The organism is uncultured Stenotrophomonas sp. (genome assembly GCF_963519125.1).
Classification (GTDB): Bacteria; Pseudomonadota; Gammaproteobacteria; order Xanthomonadales; family Xanthomonadaceae; genus Stenotrophomonas.
In genome coordinates this window covers 1-16,746 of the sequence record NZ_CAUQLJ010000037.1, presented here as the reverse complement: position 1 = coordinate 16,746, position 16,746 = coordinate 1, and the positions used below count along the sequence as shown (strand labels likewise).

The 16,746-nt window shown below is 66.8% G+C and carries 15 protein-coding genes; 6 read left to right on the top strand and 9 right to left on the bottom strand.

Going from position 1 to position 16,746, the window contains the following annotated elements; translation table 11 throughout:
• From RYM47_RS18820 to RYM47_RS18810, 3 genes are all read right to left on the bottom strand, one after another.
• On the bottom strand, nt 1–1,300 hold a 1,300-nt coding region (locus tag RYM47_RS18820), incomplete at its 3' end, for a M2 family metallopeptidase (RefSeq protein WP_315389968.1).
• 35 nt (nt 1,301–1,335) lie between these two features.
• Complete coding sequence (locus RYM47_RS18815) at nt 1,336–2,061, bottom strand: phosphatase PAP2 family protein (protein ID WP_315389970.1); 726 nt, start codon at nt 2,059–2,061, stop codon at nt 1,336–1,338.
• 162 nt (nt 2,062–2,223) lie between these two features.
• Nucleotides 2,224–3,879 (bottom strand): glycosyltransferase family 39 protein, encoded by a 1,656-nt coding sequence (locus RYM47_RS18810; protein WP_315389969.1) that lies wholly within the window; start codon nt 3,877–3,879, stop codon nt 2,224–2,226.
• 189 nt (nt 3,880–4,068) lie between these two features.
• On the opposite strand from RYM47_RS18810, the gene RYM47_RS18805 reads away from it, so the two are divergent.
• The 3 genes from RYM47_RS18805 to RYM47_RS18795 all read left to right on the top strand — a co-directional run bounded on the left by RYM47_RS18805 (nt 4,069) and on the right by RYM47_RS18795 (nt 7,378).
• Nucleotides 4,069–4,770 (top strand): response regulator transcription factor, encoded by a 702-nt coding sequence (locus RYM47_RS18805; RefSeq protein ID WP_315389967.1) that lies wholly within the window; start codon nt 4,069–4,071, stop codon nt 4,768–4,770.
• Entirely contained in the window at nt 4,757–6,043 is a 1,287-nt protein-coding gene (locus RYM47_RS18800) for a HAMP domain-containing sensor histidine kinase (protein ID WP_315389966.1), read from the top strand. The genes RYM47_RS18805 and RYM47_RS18800 overlap by 14 nt, the downstream gene beginning before the upstream one ends.
• 84 nt (nt 6,044–6,127) lie before the next feature.
• Nucleotides 6,128–7,378, top strand: a complete 1,251-nt coding sequence (locus tag RYM47_RS18795) for a DUF819 family protein (protein ID WP_315389964.1) — start codon at nt 6,128–6,130, stop codon at nt 7,376–7,378.
• Between the two features lie 294 nt (nt 7,379–7,672).
• Here RYM47_RS18795 and RYM47_RS18790 read toward each other — a convergent pair whose 3' ends face one another.
• Nucleotides 7,673–7,897 carry a CstA-like transporter-associated (seleno)protein gene (locus RYM47_RS18790; protein WP_311182493.1) on the bottom strand — a complete coding sequence of 75 codons (225 nt, stop codon included), beginning with the start codon at nt 7,895–7,897 and terminating at the stop codon, nt 7,673–7,675.
• Entirely contained in the window at nt 7,897–9,978 is a 2,082-nt protein-coding gene (locus RYM47_RS18785) for a carbon starvation CstA family protein (protein WP_315389962.1), read from the bottom strand. The genes RYM47_RS18790 and RYM47_RS18785 overlap by 1 nt, the downstream gene beginning before the upstream one ends.
• 199 nt (nt 9,979–10,177) lie before the next feature.
• Between RYM47_RS18785 and RYM47_RS18780 the strand changes: the two genes are divergently transcribed.
• On the top strand, nt 10,178–11,026 hold the full coding sequence (locus RYM47_RS18780; protein WP_315389960.1) for a pirin family protein: 849 nt from the start codon (nt 10,178–10,180) through the stop codon (nt 11,024–11,026).
• Nucleotides 11,027–11,073: 47 nt separating this feature from the next.
• On the opposite strand, the gene RYM47_RS18775 is transcribed toward RYM47_RS18780, so the two are convergent.
• The 4 genes from RYM47_RS18775 to RYM47_RS18760 all read right to left on the bottom strand — a co-directional run bounded on the left by RYM47_RS18775 (nt 11,074) and on the right by RYM47_RS18760 (nt 15,532).
• The gene (locus tag RYM47_RS18775) at nt 11,074–11,535 is read right to left on the bottom strand and encodes a hypothetical protein (protein ID WP_315389958.1); all 462 of its coding nucleotides are present in this window, start codon (nt 11,533–11,535) and stop codon (nt 11,074–11,076) included.
• 135 nt (nt 11,536–11,670) lie between these two features.
• Nucleotides 11,671–12,399: an aquaporin Z gene (gene aqpZ / locus RYM47_RS18770; RefSeq protein WP_315389956.1), complete on the bottom strand. Its 729-nt coding sequence runs from the start codon at nt 12,397–12,399 to the stop codon at nt 11,671–11,673.
• Between the two features lie 61 nt (nt 12,400–12,460).
• Nucleotides 12,461–13,324: a pirin family protein gene (locus RYM47_RS18765; RefSeq protein WP_311182489.1), complete on the bottom strand. Its 864-nt coding sequence runs from the start codon at nt 13,322–13,324 to the stop codon at nt 12,461–12,463.
• 144 nt (nt 13,325–13,468) lie between these two features.
• Nucleotides 13,469–15,532: a 3-hydroxyacyl-CoA dehydrogenase NAD-binding domain-containing protein gene (locus RYM47_RS18760; protein ID WP_315389953.1), complete on the bottom strand. Its 2,064-nt coding sequence runs from the start codon at nt 15,530–15,532 to the stop codon at nt 13,469–13,471.
• A gap of 214 nt (nt 15,533–15,746) precedes the next feature.
• Here RYM47_RS18760 and rpoE point away from each other — a divergent pair, with 214 nt between their 5' ends.
• Both rpoE and RYM47_RS18750 read left to right on the top strand, forming a co-directional pair.
• Nucleotides 15,747–16,367, top strand: coding sequence for an RNA polymerase sigma factor RpoE (rpoE, locus tag RYM47_RS18755; RefSeq protein ID WP_315389952.1), 621 nt, complete (start codon nt 15,747–15,749; stop codon nt 16,365–16,367).
• A partial coding sequence (locus RYM47_RS18750) for a sigma-E factor negative regulatory protein (RefSeq protein ID WP_315389950.1) occupies nt 16,364–16,746 on the top strand: 383 nt, incomplete at its 3' end. The genes rpoE and RYM47_RS18750, both read left to right, overlap by 4 nt.

The following is a 16,746-nucleotide window of genomic DNA, read 5'->3' as shown; positions in this document are numbered from 1 at the left end:
ACAGCGGCGGCAGCGGGTTGTAGGCCAGGTCGTAATAGATGTGGCCCAGCTCGTGATAGATCGTGGTGAAGTTTTCTTCGTTGGGCTTGATGCACATCTTGGTGCGCACGTCGCCTTCCATGTTCATGTCCCACGCGCTGGCGTGGCAGACCACGTCACGGTCCAGCGGCTTGATGAACTGGGTCTTGTCCCAGTACGACTTCGGCAGCGCCGGCATGCCGAGCGATACATAGAAGTCCTGCGCGCGTTCGGTCATCTGCTTGGCGGTGCGCAGTTCGGCTTCACGCTGTGCCTTGAACAGCGCTTCGACGTTGCCGTTGCTGCTGCCGGCCTTGGCCAGCGCGCCGCTCAGGTTGGCCTGGTACTGCTTTTCCAGGGCGGCAGTGATATCCAGGCTGCCCGCACCCGGGTACGGTTCCAGCTGGTCCCACAGGTTCGACCAGTCCTGCTGCCACATGTTGCCAAGCAGGTGCGCGGCGATCAGGCCGCCTTCTGTTTCGGCCTTGTCCTTGCCGTAGGTGCCGTCCAGCTTGGTACGCGCGTAGCAGTGCAGCTGCTCGTACATCGGCTTGACCTGTTCCCACAGGCGGTCGGTTTCCGGGCCGATCTGCTCGGCCGGCATGTCATAGCCGCTGCGCCACATCTGGCCGGCATCGGCGAAGCCCATTTCCTTGGCGCCTTCGTTGACCAGGCCAACGAAGCGCTGGTAGTCGGCGCGCATCGGCTTGGTGGTGGCGTGCCAGCCCTGCCAGGCGTCAAGCTGCTTGTCGTAGTCGCGGCTGCTGGCCAGCACCTGCTCCAGGTCGCCGAGCTGGCGGCAGGTGGCCGGGTTGGCCTCGTCGGTGCAGTACTTGCCCGAGCCGTAGGCGCCTTCCATGCGGCTGGCGATCCGGGTCAGCTCGCCCAGCTTGGCCGGGTCGCGCGGGGCCGGCATGGCGGTCATCAGCTTGAGCAGGTGGATCTGGCGCTTGGTGTCCTCGCTCATCGGCTTGCCGTCGTAGGTACCGGCCTGGGCGATCCAGCCATTGAGGATGGTCAGCCAGCGCTCGTTGGCCTTGGCCGCCACGCGCTCGGAATCGTCATTGATGTAGGTCGAGGACAGCCACTGGGCCGAGGTCATTTCCGGGTACAGGGCCTTGTACTCGGCGTTGACGCGGGCAATGAACTGATCTGCGGTTTCGGTCGGCGCGGCGGTGCCGGCGGCCGGCGCATCGGCCGGGGACGGTTCCTTCTGACAGGCCGCCAGGGTCAGTGCGGCAGCACCGACAGCCAGGGCCAGCAGGAGCGGGCGGTGGTTCACGGGTACATCCTTGGGTGGTGACAGACCGGCGAAGGCTAGTGGGGCCGCCGCCGCACCGCAAGGGCCACAGGTACCGGGCCTTGCTGCGGCAGGCAGCGCGGGCGTACCAGCAGGTACAGCAGCAGCGACACTGTCCAGCAGGTCGCCAGCGTCCACAGGTCATGCGACAGGAAATGCGCACCGCGCAGCTGTTGGGACACCCCGAAGATGCCGCCGGCGACCATGCCCACTGCCAGGCCGCGCCAGCGCCAGGCGGGGTGCACCAGCAACGCCAGGAAGTACAGGCTGACCCACGCATAGCCCGCGCTGGAATGGCCGCCCGGGAAGCACGCACCGCGCGGCATGCCGTGCGGGCGCGCTTCGAACAGGCCGACGAACGCGCGCAGGCCGCCGTACCGCGACAGGTCCCACGGACAGTCCATGTGCGTGACCGATTTCAGCAGCGACACCGTGCCGGTGCCCAGCGCGATCGCCAGCACCAGGTACAGCAGCGGCCAGCGCCACGCCGCCGCGCGTTCCGTCCGCCACGCGTGGAAACACAACAGCATGGCCACCAGGGTGGCCACCGCGCTCAGCCACTTGCCACCCTTGTGGATCAGCTGGCTGGTGATCCACGCGTTCTGCAGCAGCCACTGGTTCCCCTGGAGGCGATATAGCTGGTCGGCCAGCCACTGGTCGCCACCGGCACCCATCAGCAGGGTGCTGGCTGCCAGTGCGGCCAGCAGCGGCCAACCCAGGTGGCGGCGCAGGAACAGCGACATCGAGGCGGACGTGCGCGACGCGAAGGCAACGGACGCAGCAGGAACAGGAAGCATCGAGGCAGGCCGGCGTGGGAACCGGCGCCATGGTCCTCAGCCACGTGTCGGAGCACGGTCGGAGCTTCGTTGCCCGTGCGTTAAGCGGCAACCTCGCACCGCCGCGATTCAGTCGCCGTCGTCGATGCCGTTCGCTGCATCGCGTGGCAAGGCGGCGTGGCAGGCTGGATCCCAGGCCGTGCCGGGCACCAGCCACCAGCGATTGCGGTTGGAACTGCCAATCATGACCGCCTGGTCACGTCGCACGCACGGGCTGATCGCCTGCTCCAGCACCAGCAGCCACCGGTTGTGCGGGGCCTGCGCCAGCCACGGACCCGCGTCATGCCACTGGTCGTCCCAAGGGCGCTTGAAGCCGAAATCCGTCACCGGGCGGTCGGCCTGCAGCAGGTTCTGTTCGCGCCAGGCGAGCGCGCCAAGTTCGGCGCCCGGGCCAATCCGCTCTCCCACCTGCTGCATCAATGCCGACGCGGAACTGTACGGTCCCAGTGCCGGCATGAGACCCCAGCCATGCAGGTTCCACAGCAGCAGCGCGGTGACCACTACCAGCGTCCCGGCGCGGCGCTGGCGAAGCCACGCGGCCAGCAGCAGGACCACGATGCCAAAGCCCAGCAGCCAGCCGCCCAGTATCGGCAACAGTGTCTCGGGCATGCCGCGCTTCGCCAGCTGCGCGTGTGCCCATGCGCCATTGGCCAGCAGCTCCGCGCCGATCACCGTGGCGGCCACGCCCAGCACCAGCACGTAGGCCAGCAGCAGCCAGCGCGTGCCGGCACGGCGCAGCAGCCCGGGCAGCAGCGGCGCGGCGGCCACGCACAGCGCGGGCAGCATCGGGAAGATGTAGACCTCGCGCTTGCCCGGGCTGGCGCTGAAGAACAGCAGCACCAGCAACGACCAGCCCAGCAGCAGCCACCAGCGGCCATCGCCGCGGCGCAGCCGACGCCACCAGCCTGGCAGCAGCGCCGGCAGCAGCAGGCTGCCGGGCAGCCACAGGGTGGCGATCACCTGCAGGTAGTACCAGGCCGGCTGCACGTGGTGCCAGGCGTTGGCGTAGCGGGTGCCGGTCTGCTTGAACAGCAGCTCGCGTGCGTAGCCCTGCAGTTCCGGTGAAGGATCATTGAGCAGCGCGATGCCCAGCGGCCCCAGCCACACTGCCGTGCCAAGCAGGAATGCGGGGATCAACCAGAGCAGCGCTCGGGCACGGGGCAGGGCAGCGCCCACGCCGGAGTTTCCCTTCCAGCGCCACAGGACCCACGGCAACAGCACCAGCAACGGCAGGAAGCCCACCCCCTTGGTGACGGTGCCCAGCCCGGCGGCGAAGCCGGCCACCCAGAGAAGGCGCGTCTGCGGCCGCTCGAGCAGGTAGCGCAGTAACGCCCACAGCGACAGTGTCGTCAACGCAACCAGCACCATGTCGATCTGCGCGCGCTTGGCCATCAGCCCGAACTGCAGGCAGCTGGCGAGCGCCAGCACCGCCCACCAGGCCATTCGCGGTGTCCACAGCCGTCGGGCCAGGTCCCAAGTCAGCCACAGCGTGGCCAGCGCCGCCAACAGCGAGGGCAGCAGGAAGGCCAGGTTCCAGTGCCCGATCACCTGGTAGGTCGCCGCCTGCATCCACATGAACACCGGCGGCTTTTCTGCGTACAGTTCGCCGCCCCGGTGCGGCAGCAGCCATTGCCCGGTCTCGACCATGGCGCGCGCAGCCAGTACGAAGCGCGGCTCATCCGGCGGGGTGGGGGGACGCAGGCCAATGCCGGCGGCCAGTGCCATCAGCACGGCAAGCAGGGTCAACAGGCGCCACTGATGGCGCAGCAGGGTCGTCGACAAGGGCGGCCGCTCGCGAGGAAAGTGGGGACTTTGGCCTATTTCGTGTAGGAAATGTGTCGAATCGGGCTGATTGCGACCTGACTCCGACAAACCAGCCGGTACCATGGGGCATTGCCCCCGAGTACCCGACGCATGCGGCTCCTGGTCATCGAAGACAACCGTCAGCTGGTCACCAACCTGTTCGAGTATTTCGAAGCGCGTGGCCACGTGCTGGACGTAGCGCCCGACGGCATCACCGGCCTGCACCTGGCGACCACCCAGAACTACGACGCGCTGATCCTGGACTGGATGCTGCCGCGCATGGAAGGACCAGACGTGCTGCGTCGCCTGCGCCAGGAGCATGCATCGGAAGTGCCGGTCATCATGCTCACCGCGCGCGATGAACTGCCCGACAAGATTGCCGGCTTCCGGGCCGGCGCAGACGACTACCTGACCAAGCCGTTCGCGTTGCCGGAGCTTGAAGTGCGTCTGGAAGCGTTGCGCGCGCGGGCGCAGGGCCGCAACCCGCGCAAGGTGCTGCAGGTAGCCGATCTCGTCCTTGACCTGGCCACCCTGGAAGCGCAACGCGGCGGCCAGGCGCTGCACCTGTACCCGGCGTGCCGCAAGCTGCTGGAAGTGCTGATGCGCGCCAGCCCCGCTGCGGTCACCCGCCAGCAGCTGGAGTTTGCGTTGTGGGGCGACGAACCGCCCGACGGCGACCTGCTGCGTTCGCACGTCTACGAACTGCGCCGCAGTGTCGACGGTCCGTTTCCTCACAAGCTGATCCACACACTGCCACGGGTCGGTTACCGCCTGGGTGCACCGGCCACCGAGGGGCGCGATGAGCCTGCGTAAGCCCGCGCCGCTGCACCGGCGCCTGGTGTGGTGGTTGCTGGGGTATCTCGGGCTGATCTCGCTGGCGGTGTTCAGCGTCGGGAACTATGTGCACGAGCATGCAGAACACGCGGCCTGGCGCGCGCTGCTCAACTCCGAGCTGGACAGCATCGTCAGCCACATCGAACACGAACCGCATTACCGCTGGCAGGACTCGGACACCCTGCGTCTGTTCACCATCGACGACAGTCCCCGGGTTCCGGCGATCCTGCGCACACTGCATCCCGGCCTGCACGACGGCATCGACATCGATGGCCGTTCGGCCGCTGTCATGGTGCGCGACACCGCGAACCAGGGGCGCCTGGCGCTGGCGCTGGACATCAACGACTTCCACGAGCTGGAGGAGTTCGCCACCCGGTGGGTGATGCTGGCCGGGGTGGTGATGATTTTCGTCACCGTGGTCATGGCCTCGTTCGGGGTCAGTCGCTTGGTCAGCCCGCTGCGCTCGCTGGCGCGGCACATCGACGGCCTCACGCCCGGCGCGCCGGGCCAACGCGTCGATGTCGATCCCCGCGGCAGCTCCGAGTTGTACGTGATCGCGGCAGCACTCAATGACTACCTGACCCGCAACGAACAGTTCGTCGAACGCGAACGGGTGTTCATCAGCACCGCCAGCCACGAACTGCGCACCCCCATCGCGGTGATCACCGGCGCGGCCGAACTCGCGCTCGAACAACCTGGCGTGCCCGACCGCGCGCGCCAGCAGATGCAGCGCGTGCATCGCACCGCGCAGGGCGTTGAGCAGCTGATCCAGCTGCTTCTGGTGCTGGCCCGCGACCCGGCGCGGCTGGCGTCGCTGAAGGAGCGCATTCCGCTCGACCAGCTGGTGCCGGACATCATCGAAGACCACCGCCACCTCTTGGGCGACAAGGACCTGCAGATCACCGTGAGCGGCCTGGCACGCGTGGACATCGTTGCCCCGTTGGGCGTGGTCGAGGCCGCGATCGGCAACCTGCTGCGCAACGCCATCGAGAACAGCGGTCGCGGCACCATCACGCTCAGTGTCTCCGACCGCGCCGTGGTCACCCTGCAGGACCCGGGCGAAGGCATGAGCCCGGAAGAGATCGCCGCCGTGTACGCGCGCATGGCACGCGGCGACCGCAACGAACAGAGCGGCATCGGCCTGGAACTGATCGCACGCCTGTGCGAACACCTCCGCTGGCTGCTCACCCTTGAACAGAGCCCACCGCGCGGCACCCGCGTGATCCTCGACCTGGGCGCCTCGCTGCCCTGATCGTCCGGTGAAGACAATGTTAAGCTCTAGGAGCGTCGCACCCTGCGACGCTTTTTTTTGCCCTTTCGATCGACAGAGGACCCCATGCCGACCGAACCGAGTACCGCGCTCATCACCAACGACATCGTTGGCCTTGGCCTCATCGCCGCCACCCTGGCCCTGATCTTCTGGGCCGCCAGTGGCCCGACCCCCCTGTTGAAAAAGATCTTCGCCTGGGTCCCCGCACTGCTGCTGTGCTACTTCATCCCGGCCATCTACAACACCGCCGGCCTGATCGACGGCCACAACACCACCCTCTACAACCCCATCGCCCGCGACGTCCTGCTGCCCGCCGCACTGGTGCTGCTGACCCTCTCGATCGACCTCAAGGGCATCCTCAAACTCGGCCCCAAACTGCTCATCGTGTTCTGCGCCGGCACCTTCGGCATCATGCTCGGCGCCGTCGTGTCCTTCCAGCTGATGTCCTGGATCCACCCCGAAACCGTCGCCGGCGACACCTGGGCCGGCATGGCCGCCCTCGCGGGCAGCTGGATCGGCGGCGGCGCCAACATGGTCGCCATGCGCGAAGTATTCGGCACCGACGCCACCACCTTCGGCCAGTTCGCGGTCGTCGACGTCGCCTGCGCCAGCCTGTGGATGGCCGTCCTGCTGTTCCTCGCCAACCGCGCAACCCAGATCGACACCCGCAACGGCGCCGACACCCGCGCCATCGACGAAATGAAAGCGCGCATCAGTGCCTACGAGGCCCAGAACGCCCGCATTCCCAGCCTCACCGACCTCATGCTGATCGTCGGCGTCGCGCTCGGCGGGGTAGGGCTTGCACATGCCGTTGCCGCACCCCTGAGCGCCTGGTTCAAAGCCAACATCAGCTGGGCCAGCCAGTTCAGCCTCGACAGCGCCTTCGTCTGGGTCGTCCTGCTCTCCACCCTGCTGGGCCTGGGCCTCAGCTTCACCCGCGCACGCAAGCTGGAATCCGCCGGCGCCTCGCGCCTCGGCACCGTGTTCCTCTACTTCCTCATCGCCTGCATCGGCATGCAGATGAACCTGCTCTCGCTGCTCGACCGCCCCTGGCTGTTCCTGCTCGGCGTGATCTGGATGCTCACCCACATCCTGGTGCTGTGGATCGTAGCCAAGCTCGTGCGCGCGCCGCTGTTCTTCTTCGGCATCGGCTCGATGGGCAACATCGGTGCAGCCGCATCAGCACCCGTAGTGGCAGCGGCATTCCACCCGAGCCTTGCACCGGTGGGCGTGTTGTTGGGCACGGTGGGGTATGCAACGGGTACCGGATTGGCGTACGTCACCGGTCTGATATTGAAGTGGATGGCGGGCGGGTAAAAGCAAAGCAAGAGCAGCCGGGCAGAGCCCGGCTCTACTGCTTTTCGTTTCCGTCATCGGCAATGTATCGAGGGTGGGGCGGGGGGGGGGGTTGGGGGGGGGGGGGGGGGGGGGGGGGGGGCCGGCGGGGGGCGGGGGGGGGGTTGGCGGGGGCCCCCCCGGGGGGCCCCCCCCCCCCCCCCCGCCCCGCCCAAAACCGATAAAAAGACAGAGCCAAAAGAAAAGGCGGCGCCAACGGCGCCGCCTTTCCGCTTTAAAGCGTCCCGACCAACGGTCGGGACCTACCGACGTGCCTCAGCAACAACGCCCACCATTACGACCACCATAACGAGCTTCCTGACGTTCCCGGAAGAACGTCTTGTAGTCCATCGGCGTGCGGTCCGGATGCTTCTCCAGCACGTGCCGCACATAGTTGTCGTAATCGGGAATGCCACAGCACAGGCGTGCCGTCTGCACCAGGCGCCGCCAGATCCGGCGGTGCGCCTGGTACTGCCCGACCGGAACCAGACCCGTACCCATCACAGGTCCGCCATCTGGTGCGGCTGCAGCGCCACGTACTCCGTCTCACGGTCCGTACGCCGCGGCGTACGACGCGCCACCACGATCGTCTTGATCGCATACGCCAGGATCGCGAACACCACGAACAGGAACAGCACCGTCAGCCCCGTGTTCACGTACGCATTCACCACGATCTGCTGCATCTGTCCCACCGTCTTGGCCGGTGCCGTGATCGTCCCGCTCGCAAGCGCGTCCTGGTACTTGTGCGCCTGCGCCAGGAAGCCCTGCGACGGATTGCTGTCGAAGATCTTGATCAGCCCCGCATAGGTCGTGCAGATCAGCAGCCACACCGCCGGCACCGCCGTCACCCACGCATAGCGGTCGCGCTTCATCTTGAACAGCACCACCGTACCCAGCATCAACGCGATACCCGCCAGCATCTGGTTCGAGATGCCGAACAGCGGCCACAGCGTCTGGATGCCACCGAACGGATCCACCACACCGGTGTATAGCAGGTAGCCCCACAGCGCCACGCAGCCCGCCGTCGCAATGATGTTCGCCGTCCACGACTCCGTCTTCTTCAGCGCCGGGATGAAGTTGCCCAGCAGGTCCTGCAGCATGAACCGGCCCGCACGCGTACCCGCATCCACCGCCGTCAGGATGAACAGCGCCTCGAAAAGAATCGCGAAGTGGTACCAGAACGCCATCATCGCGTTGCTGCCGCTCGGAATTGCCTGGTGCAGGATCTGCGCGATACCCACCGCCAGCGTCGGCGCACCGCCGGCACGGTGCAGGATGGTCGGCTCGCCAATGGCCAGTGCCGTCGCCTCCAGCTGTTCCGGGGTGATCGTGAAGCCCCACGTATTGGTGATGTAGTGCGCCGCCGACACCGCGTCCGCACCGATCACCGCCGCCGGACTGTTCATCGCAAAGTAGATGCCCGGATCGATGATCGACGCTGCCACCAGCGCCATCACCGCCACGAACGACTCCATCAGCATGCCGCCGTAGCCGATGTAGCGCATGTGGCTTTCATTGGCCAGCAGCTTCGGCGTCGTACCCGACGCGATCAGTGCATGGAAACCCGACACCGCACCACAGGCAATGGTGATGAACAGGAACGGGAACATCCCGCCCTTCCACACCGGACCATCACCGCTGGCCGCGAACTGCGTCAGCGCCGGCATCTTCAGCTCCGGCATCACGATCAGGATGCCGATCGCCAGCGCCACGATCGTACCGATCTTCAGGAACGTCGACAGGTAATCGCGCGGCGCCAGCAACAGCCACACCGGCAGCACCGATGCCACGAACCCGTACCCGATCAGCATCCACGTGATCTGCACCCCGGTGAACGTGAACGCCGGGCCCCAGACCGGGTCCGCCGCCACCTTGCCGCCGTACCAGATCGCCAACAGCAGCAGGATCAACCCCACCACCGAAATCTCGCCGATCTTGCCCGGCCGGATGTAGCGCATGTACACGCCCATCAGGATTGCGATCGGCATCGTCGCAATCACCGTGAACATGCCCCACGGACTTTCCGCCAGCGCCTTCACCACCACCATCGCCAGCACCGCCAGGATGATGATCATGATCAGGAACGCACCGAACAGCGCGATCGTGCCGGGCACCTGTCCCATTTCCTCACGCACCAAGTCACCCAGCGAACGCCCGTTGCGGCGGCTGGAAATGAACAGCACCATGAAGTCCTGCACCGCACCGGCCAGCACCACGCCGACCACCAGCCACAACAGGCCGGGCAGGTACCCCATCTGCGCCGCCAGCACCGGGCCCACCAGCGGGCCTGCACCGGCAATCGCCGCGAAGTGGTGGCCGAACAGCACGTGCTTGTTGGTCGGCACGTAATCCAGGCCGTCGTTGTTCAACACCGCAGGCGTGGCCCGGGTCGGATCCAGCTGCATCACCTTGTCGGCGATGAACAGGCTGTAGAAGCGATACGCGATGAGATAGATGGAGACTGCGGCCACCACGATCCACAGCGCATTGATGTGTTCGCCCCGCCGCAGCGCGACGGTGCCTAGACAGAATGCGCCGAGCAGCGCCAGCGCCGCCCAACCCAATTTCGAAAAACCTTTCATGAGATTGCGTCTCCCTGAAGAACTCGTTAAGGGTCCGCCCTCGCACCGACCGGGTCAATGCGCGCGCGCAGGCTTGCCGCTAGTACTTTGGTCGTAGACTCAACTCCCCACCGTTGGAACGATCGGTTGCGGGCGTGACGGTTGGCGCCTTCCTGGGCTGCGCCCATCTTGTACCCAGTATCCTCTTGTCGGAGCCACCATGAGCACCTCCCCTGCACGCGTGCAGCGCACCATCCGCGGCATGCCCACGTCCGACGGCGCCGGTGTGCGCCTGACCCGGGTCATCGGCGGCCCCTCGCTGCCGGACCTGGACCCGTTCCTGCTGCTGGACGAATTCGGCACCGACCGTGCCGAGGACTATATCGCCGGCTTCCCCAGCCATCCGCACCGCGGCTTCGAGACCGTCACCTACATGCTCGACGGCCGCATGCGCCACAAGGACAACCATGGCAACGAAGGCCTGTTGACCCCGGGCAGCGTGCAGTGGATGACCGCCGGCCGCGGCCTGGTGCATTCGGAGATGCCCGAGCAGGAATCCGGCCAGATGCGCGGTTTCCAGCTGTGGGTGAACCTGCCGGCGCGCGACAAGATGACCGACCCGAAATACCAGGAATTCGCCCCCGACCGCATTCCGGTGGTGCAGCCGGCGCCGGGCGTGCAGGTCAAGGTCATTGCCGGACAAGTCGGCGACACCGTCGGCCCGATCGTGCAGCCGGCCACCGACCCGCTGTACCTGGATGTCGAACTCGCCGCCGGCAGCGGCTGGGACTACGTGCTGCCCGAAGGCCACAACGCATTCGCCTACGTGTTCGAGGGCGACCTGGTGGTGGGCGAGGGCGACGATGCCCGTCCTGTCGGCCGGCAGGACATGGCCGTGCTCGGTGGCGGCGAGCTGCTGCAGCTGCGCGCAGGCACGGGTGGCGCGCGCCTGATCCTGGTGGCGGGGCGTCCGCTGCGCGAACCGGTCATGCGCCACGGGCCGTTCGTGATGAACACGAAGCAGGAACTGATGCAGGCCTTCGTGGATTTCCAGGAAGGCCGCTTCTAGCCCGATCGATCCCGGTGTCGGGGATGCGCACTGCATCCCCGATATCGTCACCGCTCTGCGGCAACCGCAGACGGATTGAGGTTCATGCCCTGCGACATCAACTGCAGCGAACGCAGCTCGCTGGCATCGCCGGGGTACAACGAGATCTGGGCGTACTGGTTCTTGTCGAACTTCACCACGGTCATGCGCCGCGTGGCGTAACCCGGCGGCTCCTGGCCGCCCAGGTCGGGCTTGTACCAGTACAGCGACTCTCCAGCGAAACCACCCTTTTCCTGCCGAAGAGTGCGGGCCAGCGGAATGTCCGGATCGCGTCCGGTCAGCATCAGGGTCATGACCTCGCGACCACCCGCGTCGACCGCTTTGCACAGCACATAGGTGCTTTGTGCGGTTTCCTGCCATTGCAGGTTGCTGTCGGCAGGCAGTGCAGGGCATTTGGCCGCCGACTGTGCAGACGCAATGCTGGCCACCAGTGACAACCCCAGTACAACCAAGGCGTGCAGGATCTTCATGCGTTCCCCCGTATGAATTGGCCGAGCCATCACCGGAGGAGGCGGACGCCCCCGCAGGTGATGGCTTGGTGATTTTGACCTTAACGGAATGTGACTGGATCTTCAAATAACCGTTTCAAATGAATCTGAAGCCGGTTAGCGAGGTGAGGGCTCGGCCCCGATCCACTTGTAGACGATGCCGCCGATCAACCCGCCCAGCAGCGGCGCCAACCAGAACAGCCACAGCTGGCCGAGCGCGCCGCTGCCGGCAAACACCGCCACGGCGGTCGAGCGGGCGGGGTTTACCGAGGTATTGGTGACCGGGATGCTGATCAGGTGGATCAGGGTCAGCGCCAGGCCGATCGCAAGCGGAGCGAACCCGGCCGGGGCCCGCCCATGGGTGACGCCCATGATCACCACCAGGAACATCGCGGTGAGCACGACTTCGCACAGGAACGCCGCCGCCACGCTGTACCCGCCCGGCGACAGCGCGCCGTAGCCGTTGCTGGCGAACGCGCCGGCCTGGCTGCCGTCGATCTGGAAGCCGGGTGCGCCCGAGGCGATCTGCAGCAGGATGAAGGCGGCCAGCAGGCCGCCCAGCACCTGGGCCACGATGTACGGCGGCAGGTCGCGGGCAGGGAATCGGCCGCCCGCCCAGAGGCCGACGCTTACCGCCGGGTTGAAGTGGGCGCCGGAGATGTGGCCGAACGCGTAGGCGCCGGTCAGGACAGTGAGGCCGAAGGCGAGTGCAACGCCTACAAAACCGATGCCGAGCGGGTTGCCATCACCGCCGAATTTCGCGGCGAGGACGGCGCTGCCACAGCCGCCCAACACCAGCCAGAACGTGCCGAGGAATTCGGCAACCACGCGCTTGCCCATGCTCATTGAGGATCTCCACGAGTGTCCAAGGGGGAACACGGCGGAAATAGGACAATGCGGCGTGCGCTCAACGCTCCGGCAGTGGAATGAATTCCTTGTCATCGCCGGGGATGGTGCCGAAACGTCCGGATTCCCAGTCGTGCTTGGCCTGCTCGATGCGTTCCTTCGAGCTGGACACGAAGTTCCACCAGAGGTGGCGCGGTCCATCCAGAGGTTCACCACCGAGCAGCATGGCCTTCAACGGCGTCTTGGCACGCAGGCGGCCACGTGCGTTTTTCTCCGGGATCACCAGGTGCTGTGCAGGCAGGTCGACGCCGTCCAGCTGTGCATCGCCTTCGAGGATGTAAAGCGCGCGTTCGAGGTGGCCAGTGTCCAGGTCGAGTTCGGCGCCGGCGTCCAGATCGATGGCAACATTGAGGGTGTCGGTGAATACCTTCACCGGCGACTCTTCGCCGTACGCGCGGCCGGCGATGACGCGCAGCCATGCGCCGTTGCGACGCTGCTGGGGCAGGGTGGCCGCACTGTGGTGGAAGAAGCCGGGATCGGTTTCCTCATGGCTTTTCGGCAGCGCCACCCAGGTCTGCATGCCATGCACGGGGTGGTCGTGTTCGCGTTCCACCGGCGGCGTGCGCTCCGAATGGGCGATGCCACGCCCGGCAGTCATCCAGTTGACGTCGCCGGGGCGGATCACCTGGTCCGAGCCGAGCGTGTCGCGGTGGCCGATTGCGCCGGACCACAGGAAGGTCACGGTGGCCAGGCCGATATGCGGATGCGGACGGACGTCGATGCCGGTGCCAGGCGCCATCACCGCCGGCCCCATCTGGTCGACGAACACGAACGGTCCGATGCTGCGTGCCTGGATGCTCGGCACGGCGCGGCGTACTTCCAGGCCGCCGATGTCATGGACGCGCGGGGCGATGATGGTCGTCATGCGGGCTTTCTCGCTGGCGGGGACAGGGAGAAAGGATGGCACGTGCATCCATGCGCTGCATGGCCCGTTCGGGTAACAGGGTGTTTCGTTTGCGGCACCCGGAAACGACAACGCCACCGTCCGGTGGCGTTGTCGTGGTTTCGATCAGATCACCGGTTCACGCAGCACCGCTGCGTCCCATCCCGGGCGCGGTGCGAAACGATCACCGTGGCGCTGCTGCAGCACCTTCAGGCGTTCCACCAGCGCATCTGCGCCGGTAGCGCGGATGTACTGGATCGGGCCGCCGCGGAACGGCGCAAAGCCGGTGCCGAAAATCACGCCGGCGTCGAGCAGGTCGGCATCGCTGACCACGCCGTCGTGCAGGCAGGCCACCGCTTCGTTGAGCAGCGGCAGGATCAGGCGGTCTTCCAGGTCGTCCGGCGCCTGGTAGTTGGCCGACACGTCCGGCTTCTGCGCGCGGCCGTTGTCCCACTTGTAGATGCCCTGGCCGTCCTTCTTGCCGCGCTTGCCCTGTTCAACGGTCTGGAGTGCCGCCGGGATCTGCAGGCCGAGGAACGGTGCGAGCTCCTTGCCGACACCGGCGGCCACATCCAGGCCCACGGTATCGAGCAGCTCGATCGGGCCCATCGGCATGCCGAACTTCACTGCAGCCTTGTCGATCACCGGGCCGGGAATGCCTTCGGCATAGGCGGTGGCCGCTTCCAGCATGTACGGGAACAGCACGCGGTTGACCAGGAAGCCGGGGGTGCCGGCGACCGGCACCGGGAACTTGCCCAGCGCCTTGCAGAACGACGCCAGGCGGCGCTCGGTCTCCGGTGCCATGCCGTCGTGGTGGATGATTTCCACCAGCGGCATCTGCGCGACCGGGTTGAAGTAGTGCAGGCCGGCGAACTGGGCCGGACGCTGGATGTGGTCGCGCAGTTCCACCAGCGGGATCGACGAGGTGTTGGTGGTCAGCAGCGCGTCGGCCTTCATCTTCGGCTCGAGCGTCTGGTACAGGCCACGCTTGGCGTCGGCATCCTCGATGATCGCTTCGATCACCAGGTCCGCCACGGCCACGCCGTCACCGGCCAGGTCGGCCTTGAGCCGTGCCGCCACCGCCGGGCGCTTGGATTCATCGCGCACCTTCTTGGCGAACAGCGCCTGCGCGCGCTCCATGGCCGGGTCGATGAAGCGCTGCTCGCGGTCCTGCAGGGTGACCTCGAAGCCCTTGTAGGCCGACCAGGCCGCAATATCGCCGCCCATCACACCGGCGCCGACCACATGCACGTGGCGGATGCCATGGTCCTTGCCGCCCAGTGCCTTCAGGCGTTCGGTCAGGAAGAAGATGCGGATCAGGTTGCGCGCGGTCGGGGTGCCGGCCAGCTTGACCACGGCGCGGCGCTCCGCATCCAGGCGCGCCTGGATGCCGCTGCCGCCGGTGCGCGCCCAGGTGTTGATCAACGCGTAGGGGGCCGGGTAGTGCTCCTTCTTGGCCTTGCGGGCGACCTGCTTGGCCATCTGCGGCGCCAGCAGCTTGCGCGCCAGCCAGGTGTTGGTGGCCCACGCGGTCAGGCGCTGCTTGAACGGGCGCGTGGTGCCGGCCAGGGCCAGCGCCACCGCCGTGTCGAGCAGCACCGCCGGGGCCACCACCTTGTCGACCAGGCCGATGTTGCGGGCGGCCGATGCCGACAGGTTGCGGCCGGTCAGCATCATGTCCATCGCCGCCGGAGCGCCGACCAGCTGCGGCAGGCGCGCGCTGCCGCCCCAGCCCGGGAAGATGCCCAGCTGGGTTTCGGGGAGGCCGATACGGGTGGACGGATCGTTGGAGGCGACGCGGTAGCGGCAGGCCAGGGCCAGCTCGGTGCCGCCGCCCAGGCAGTGGCCGTGGATGGCGGCCACGGTCGGGCAGGGCAGCTCGGCCAGCTTCTGGTAGGTGGTTTGGCCACGGCGGATCGCGTCGTTGACGGTGCCGCGTCGGTCGAACTCCTGGAATTCCTTCAGGTCGGCCCCGGCGATGAACCCGGCCGGCTTGACCGACTGCACCACCACCGCCTTGGGCGGATCCAGCGCCAGGCGTTCGACCAGGTCGCCCAGTTCCAGCAGCACGTCCTGCGACATCGCATTGACGCTGCTGTCCTGCCGGTCGAGGCTGAGCACCACGACACCATCGTCACGGATCTCGGGGTGCCAATGTGAGAAGCGGAGCCCATCGAAGCCTGAGAGCATGGGGACGTTCCATCCGGTTGTGTATGGAGAAGGGGGCTATGATCCAGAGGTTGTTTCCTCCCCGTCAAATCCCTATAGCTGGGGGGAGGGAGGGAACCTTAACGGAACCGTAGTTAAAAGCTGGTGCGGCGTTCACGGATGGGCGCTGAACTTTTCCCGGGATTGGCAGTCTCATTGCCCGACGTCGGTTGGGCTGACAGGAGTGCGGCCCCCAATGGCCGAGGTCGAAACACCACAGGAGCTGGACCTGGAGCTGGTCCGGCGCGTGCAGCGCGGCGAAAGTGCGGCGTTCGATGTACTGGTGCGCAAGTACCAGCACCGGATCGTCGCCCTGATCGGGCGCTACATCGCCGACTGGAGTGAATGTCAGGACGTCGCCCAGGACACGTTCATTCGCGCCTACCGCGCGATCAACAGTTTCCGTGGAGACGCCCAGTTCTATACCTGGTTGCACCGGATCGCCGTGAATACTGCCAAGAACCATCTTGCCGCCCACAACCGCCGCCCGCCCACCGATGACATCGACATCGGTGACGCCGAGCAGTTCGACAGCGGTACCCGCCTGCGCGACACCGACACGCCCGAGCGTGAGCTGATGCGCCAGGAACTGGAGAACACGGTGATGAAGGCGGTGGCCGCGTTGCCGGAAGAACTGCGATCGGCCATCACCCTGCGCGAGGTGGAAGGCCTGAGTTACGAAGACATCGCGCAGAAGATGGGGTGCCCGATCGGCACCGTGCGCTCGCGGATCTTCCGCGCCCGCGAGGCGATCGACACTGAACTTCGGCCGCTGCTGGACATCGGCAGCGCCACCCGCGAAAAGAGCCGCGCATGAGCAATCAACTGCCAGACAAATTCGACGCCCACCACCGCCAGCAGCTGTCGGCGCTGGTCGACGGTGAGCTGCCGCTGGAGGAAGCCCGCTTCCTGCTGCGTCGGCTGGAACACGACGAAGACCTCTCCCGCTGCCAGGAACGCTGGCAGGTGCTCGGCGACGTGCTGCGCGGCCAGGCCTGCGCGCCGGCGCCGGCCGATTTTGCCGACCGCATCCAGGCGGCCGTGAGCGCCGAGCCGCGACCGGCGGCAGCGCAGGCTGCGCCGGTGGCGCGCGCGCGCCGCAGCGGCTGGTTGCGCCTGGGAGGCGGTGCCGCGCTGGCTGCCTCGGTCGCGGCCATTGCCCTGTTCATGACCCGCGAACAGCTGCCCGGCCAGGC

Excerpts from the sequence above, each read along its gene's own strand:
- RYM47_RS18815 (WP_315389970.1), bottom strand. The coding sequence starts at position 2,061 with ATGTCGCTGTTCCTGCGCCGCCACCTGGGTTGGCCGCTGCTGGCCGCA.
- RYM47_RS18810 (WP_315389969.1), bottom strand. The coding sequence starts at position 3,879 with ATGGCACTGGCCGCCGGCATTGGCCTGCGTCCCCCCACCCCGCCGGAT.
- RYM47_RS18805 (WP_315389967.1), top strand. The coding sequence starts at position 4,069 with ATGCGGCTCCTGGTCATCGAAGACAACCGTCAGCTGGTCACCAACCTG.
- RYM47_RS18800 (WP_315389966.1), top strand. The coding sequence starts at position 4,757 with ATGAGCCTGCGTAAGCCCGCGCCGCTGCACCGGCGCCTGGTGTGGTGG.
- RYM47_RS18795 (WP_315389964.1), top strand. The coding sequence starts at position 6,128 with ATGCCGACCGAACCGAGTACCGCGCTCATCACCAACGACATCGTTGGC.
- RYM47_RS18790 (WP_311182493.1), bottom strand. The coding sequence starts at position 7,897 with ATGGGTACGGGTCTGGTTCCGGTCGGGCAGTACCAGGCGCACCGCCGG.
- RYM47_RS18785 (WP_315389962.1), bottom strand. The coding sequence starts at position 9,978 with ATGAAAGGTTTTTCGAAATTGGGTTGGGCGGCGCTGGCGCTGCTCGGC.
- RYM47_RS18780 (WP_315389960.1), top strand. The coding sequence starts at position 10,178 with ATGAGCACCTCCCCTGCACGCGTGCAGCGCACCATCCGCGGCATGCCC.
- RYM47_RS18775 (WP_315389958.1), bottom strand. The coding sequence starts at position 11,535 with ATGAAGATCCTGCACGCCTTGGTTGTACTGGGGTTGTCACTGGTGGCC.
- aqpZ (WP_315389956.1), bottom strand. The coding sequence starts at position 12,399 with ATGAGCATGGGCAAGCGCGTGGTTGCCGAATTCCTCGGCACGTTCTGG.
- RYM47_RS18765 (WP_311182489.1), bottom strand. The coding sequence starts at position 13,324 with ATGACGACCATCATCGCCCCGCGCGTCCATGACATCGGCGGCCTGGAA.
- RYM47_RS18760 (WP_315389953.1), bottom strand. The coding sequence starts at position 15,532 with ATGCTCTCAGGCTTCGATGGGCTCCGCTTCTCACATTGGCACCCCGAG.
- rpoE (WP_315389952.1), top strand. The coding sequence starts at position 15,747 with ATGGCCGAGGTCGAAACACCACAGGAGCTGGACCTGGAGCTGGTCCGG.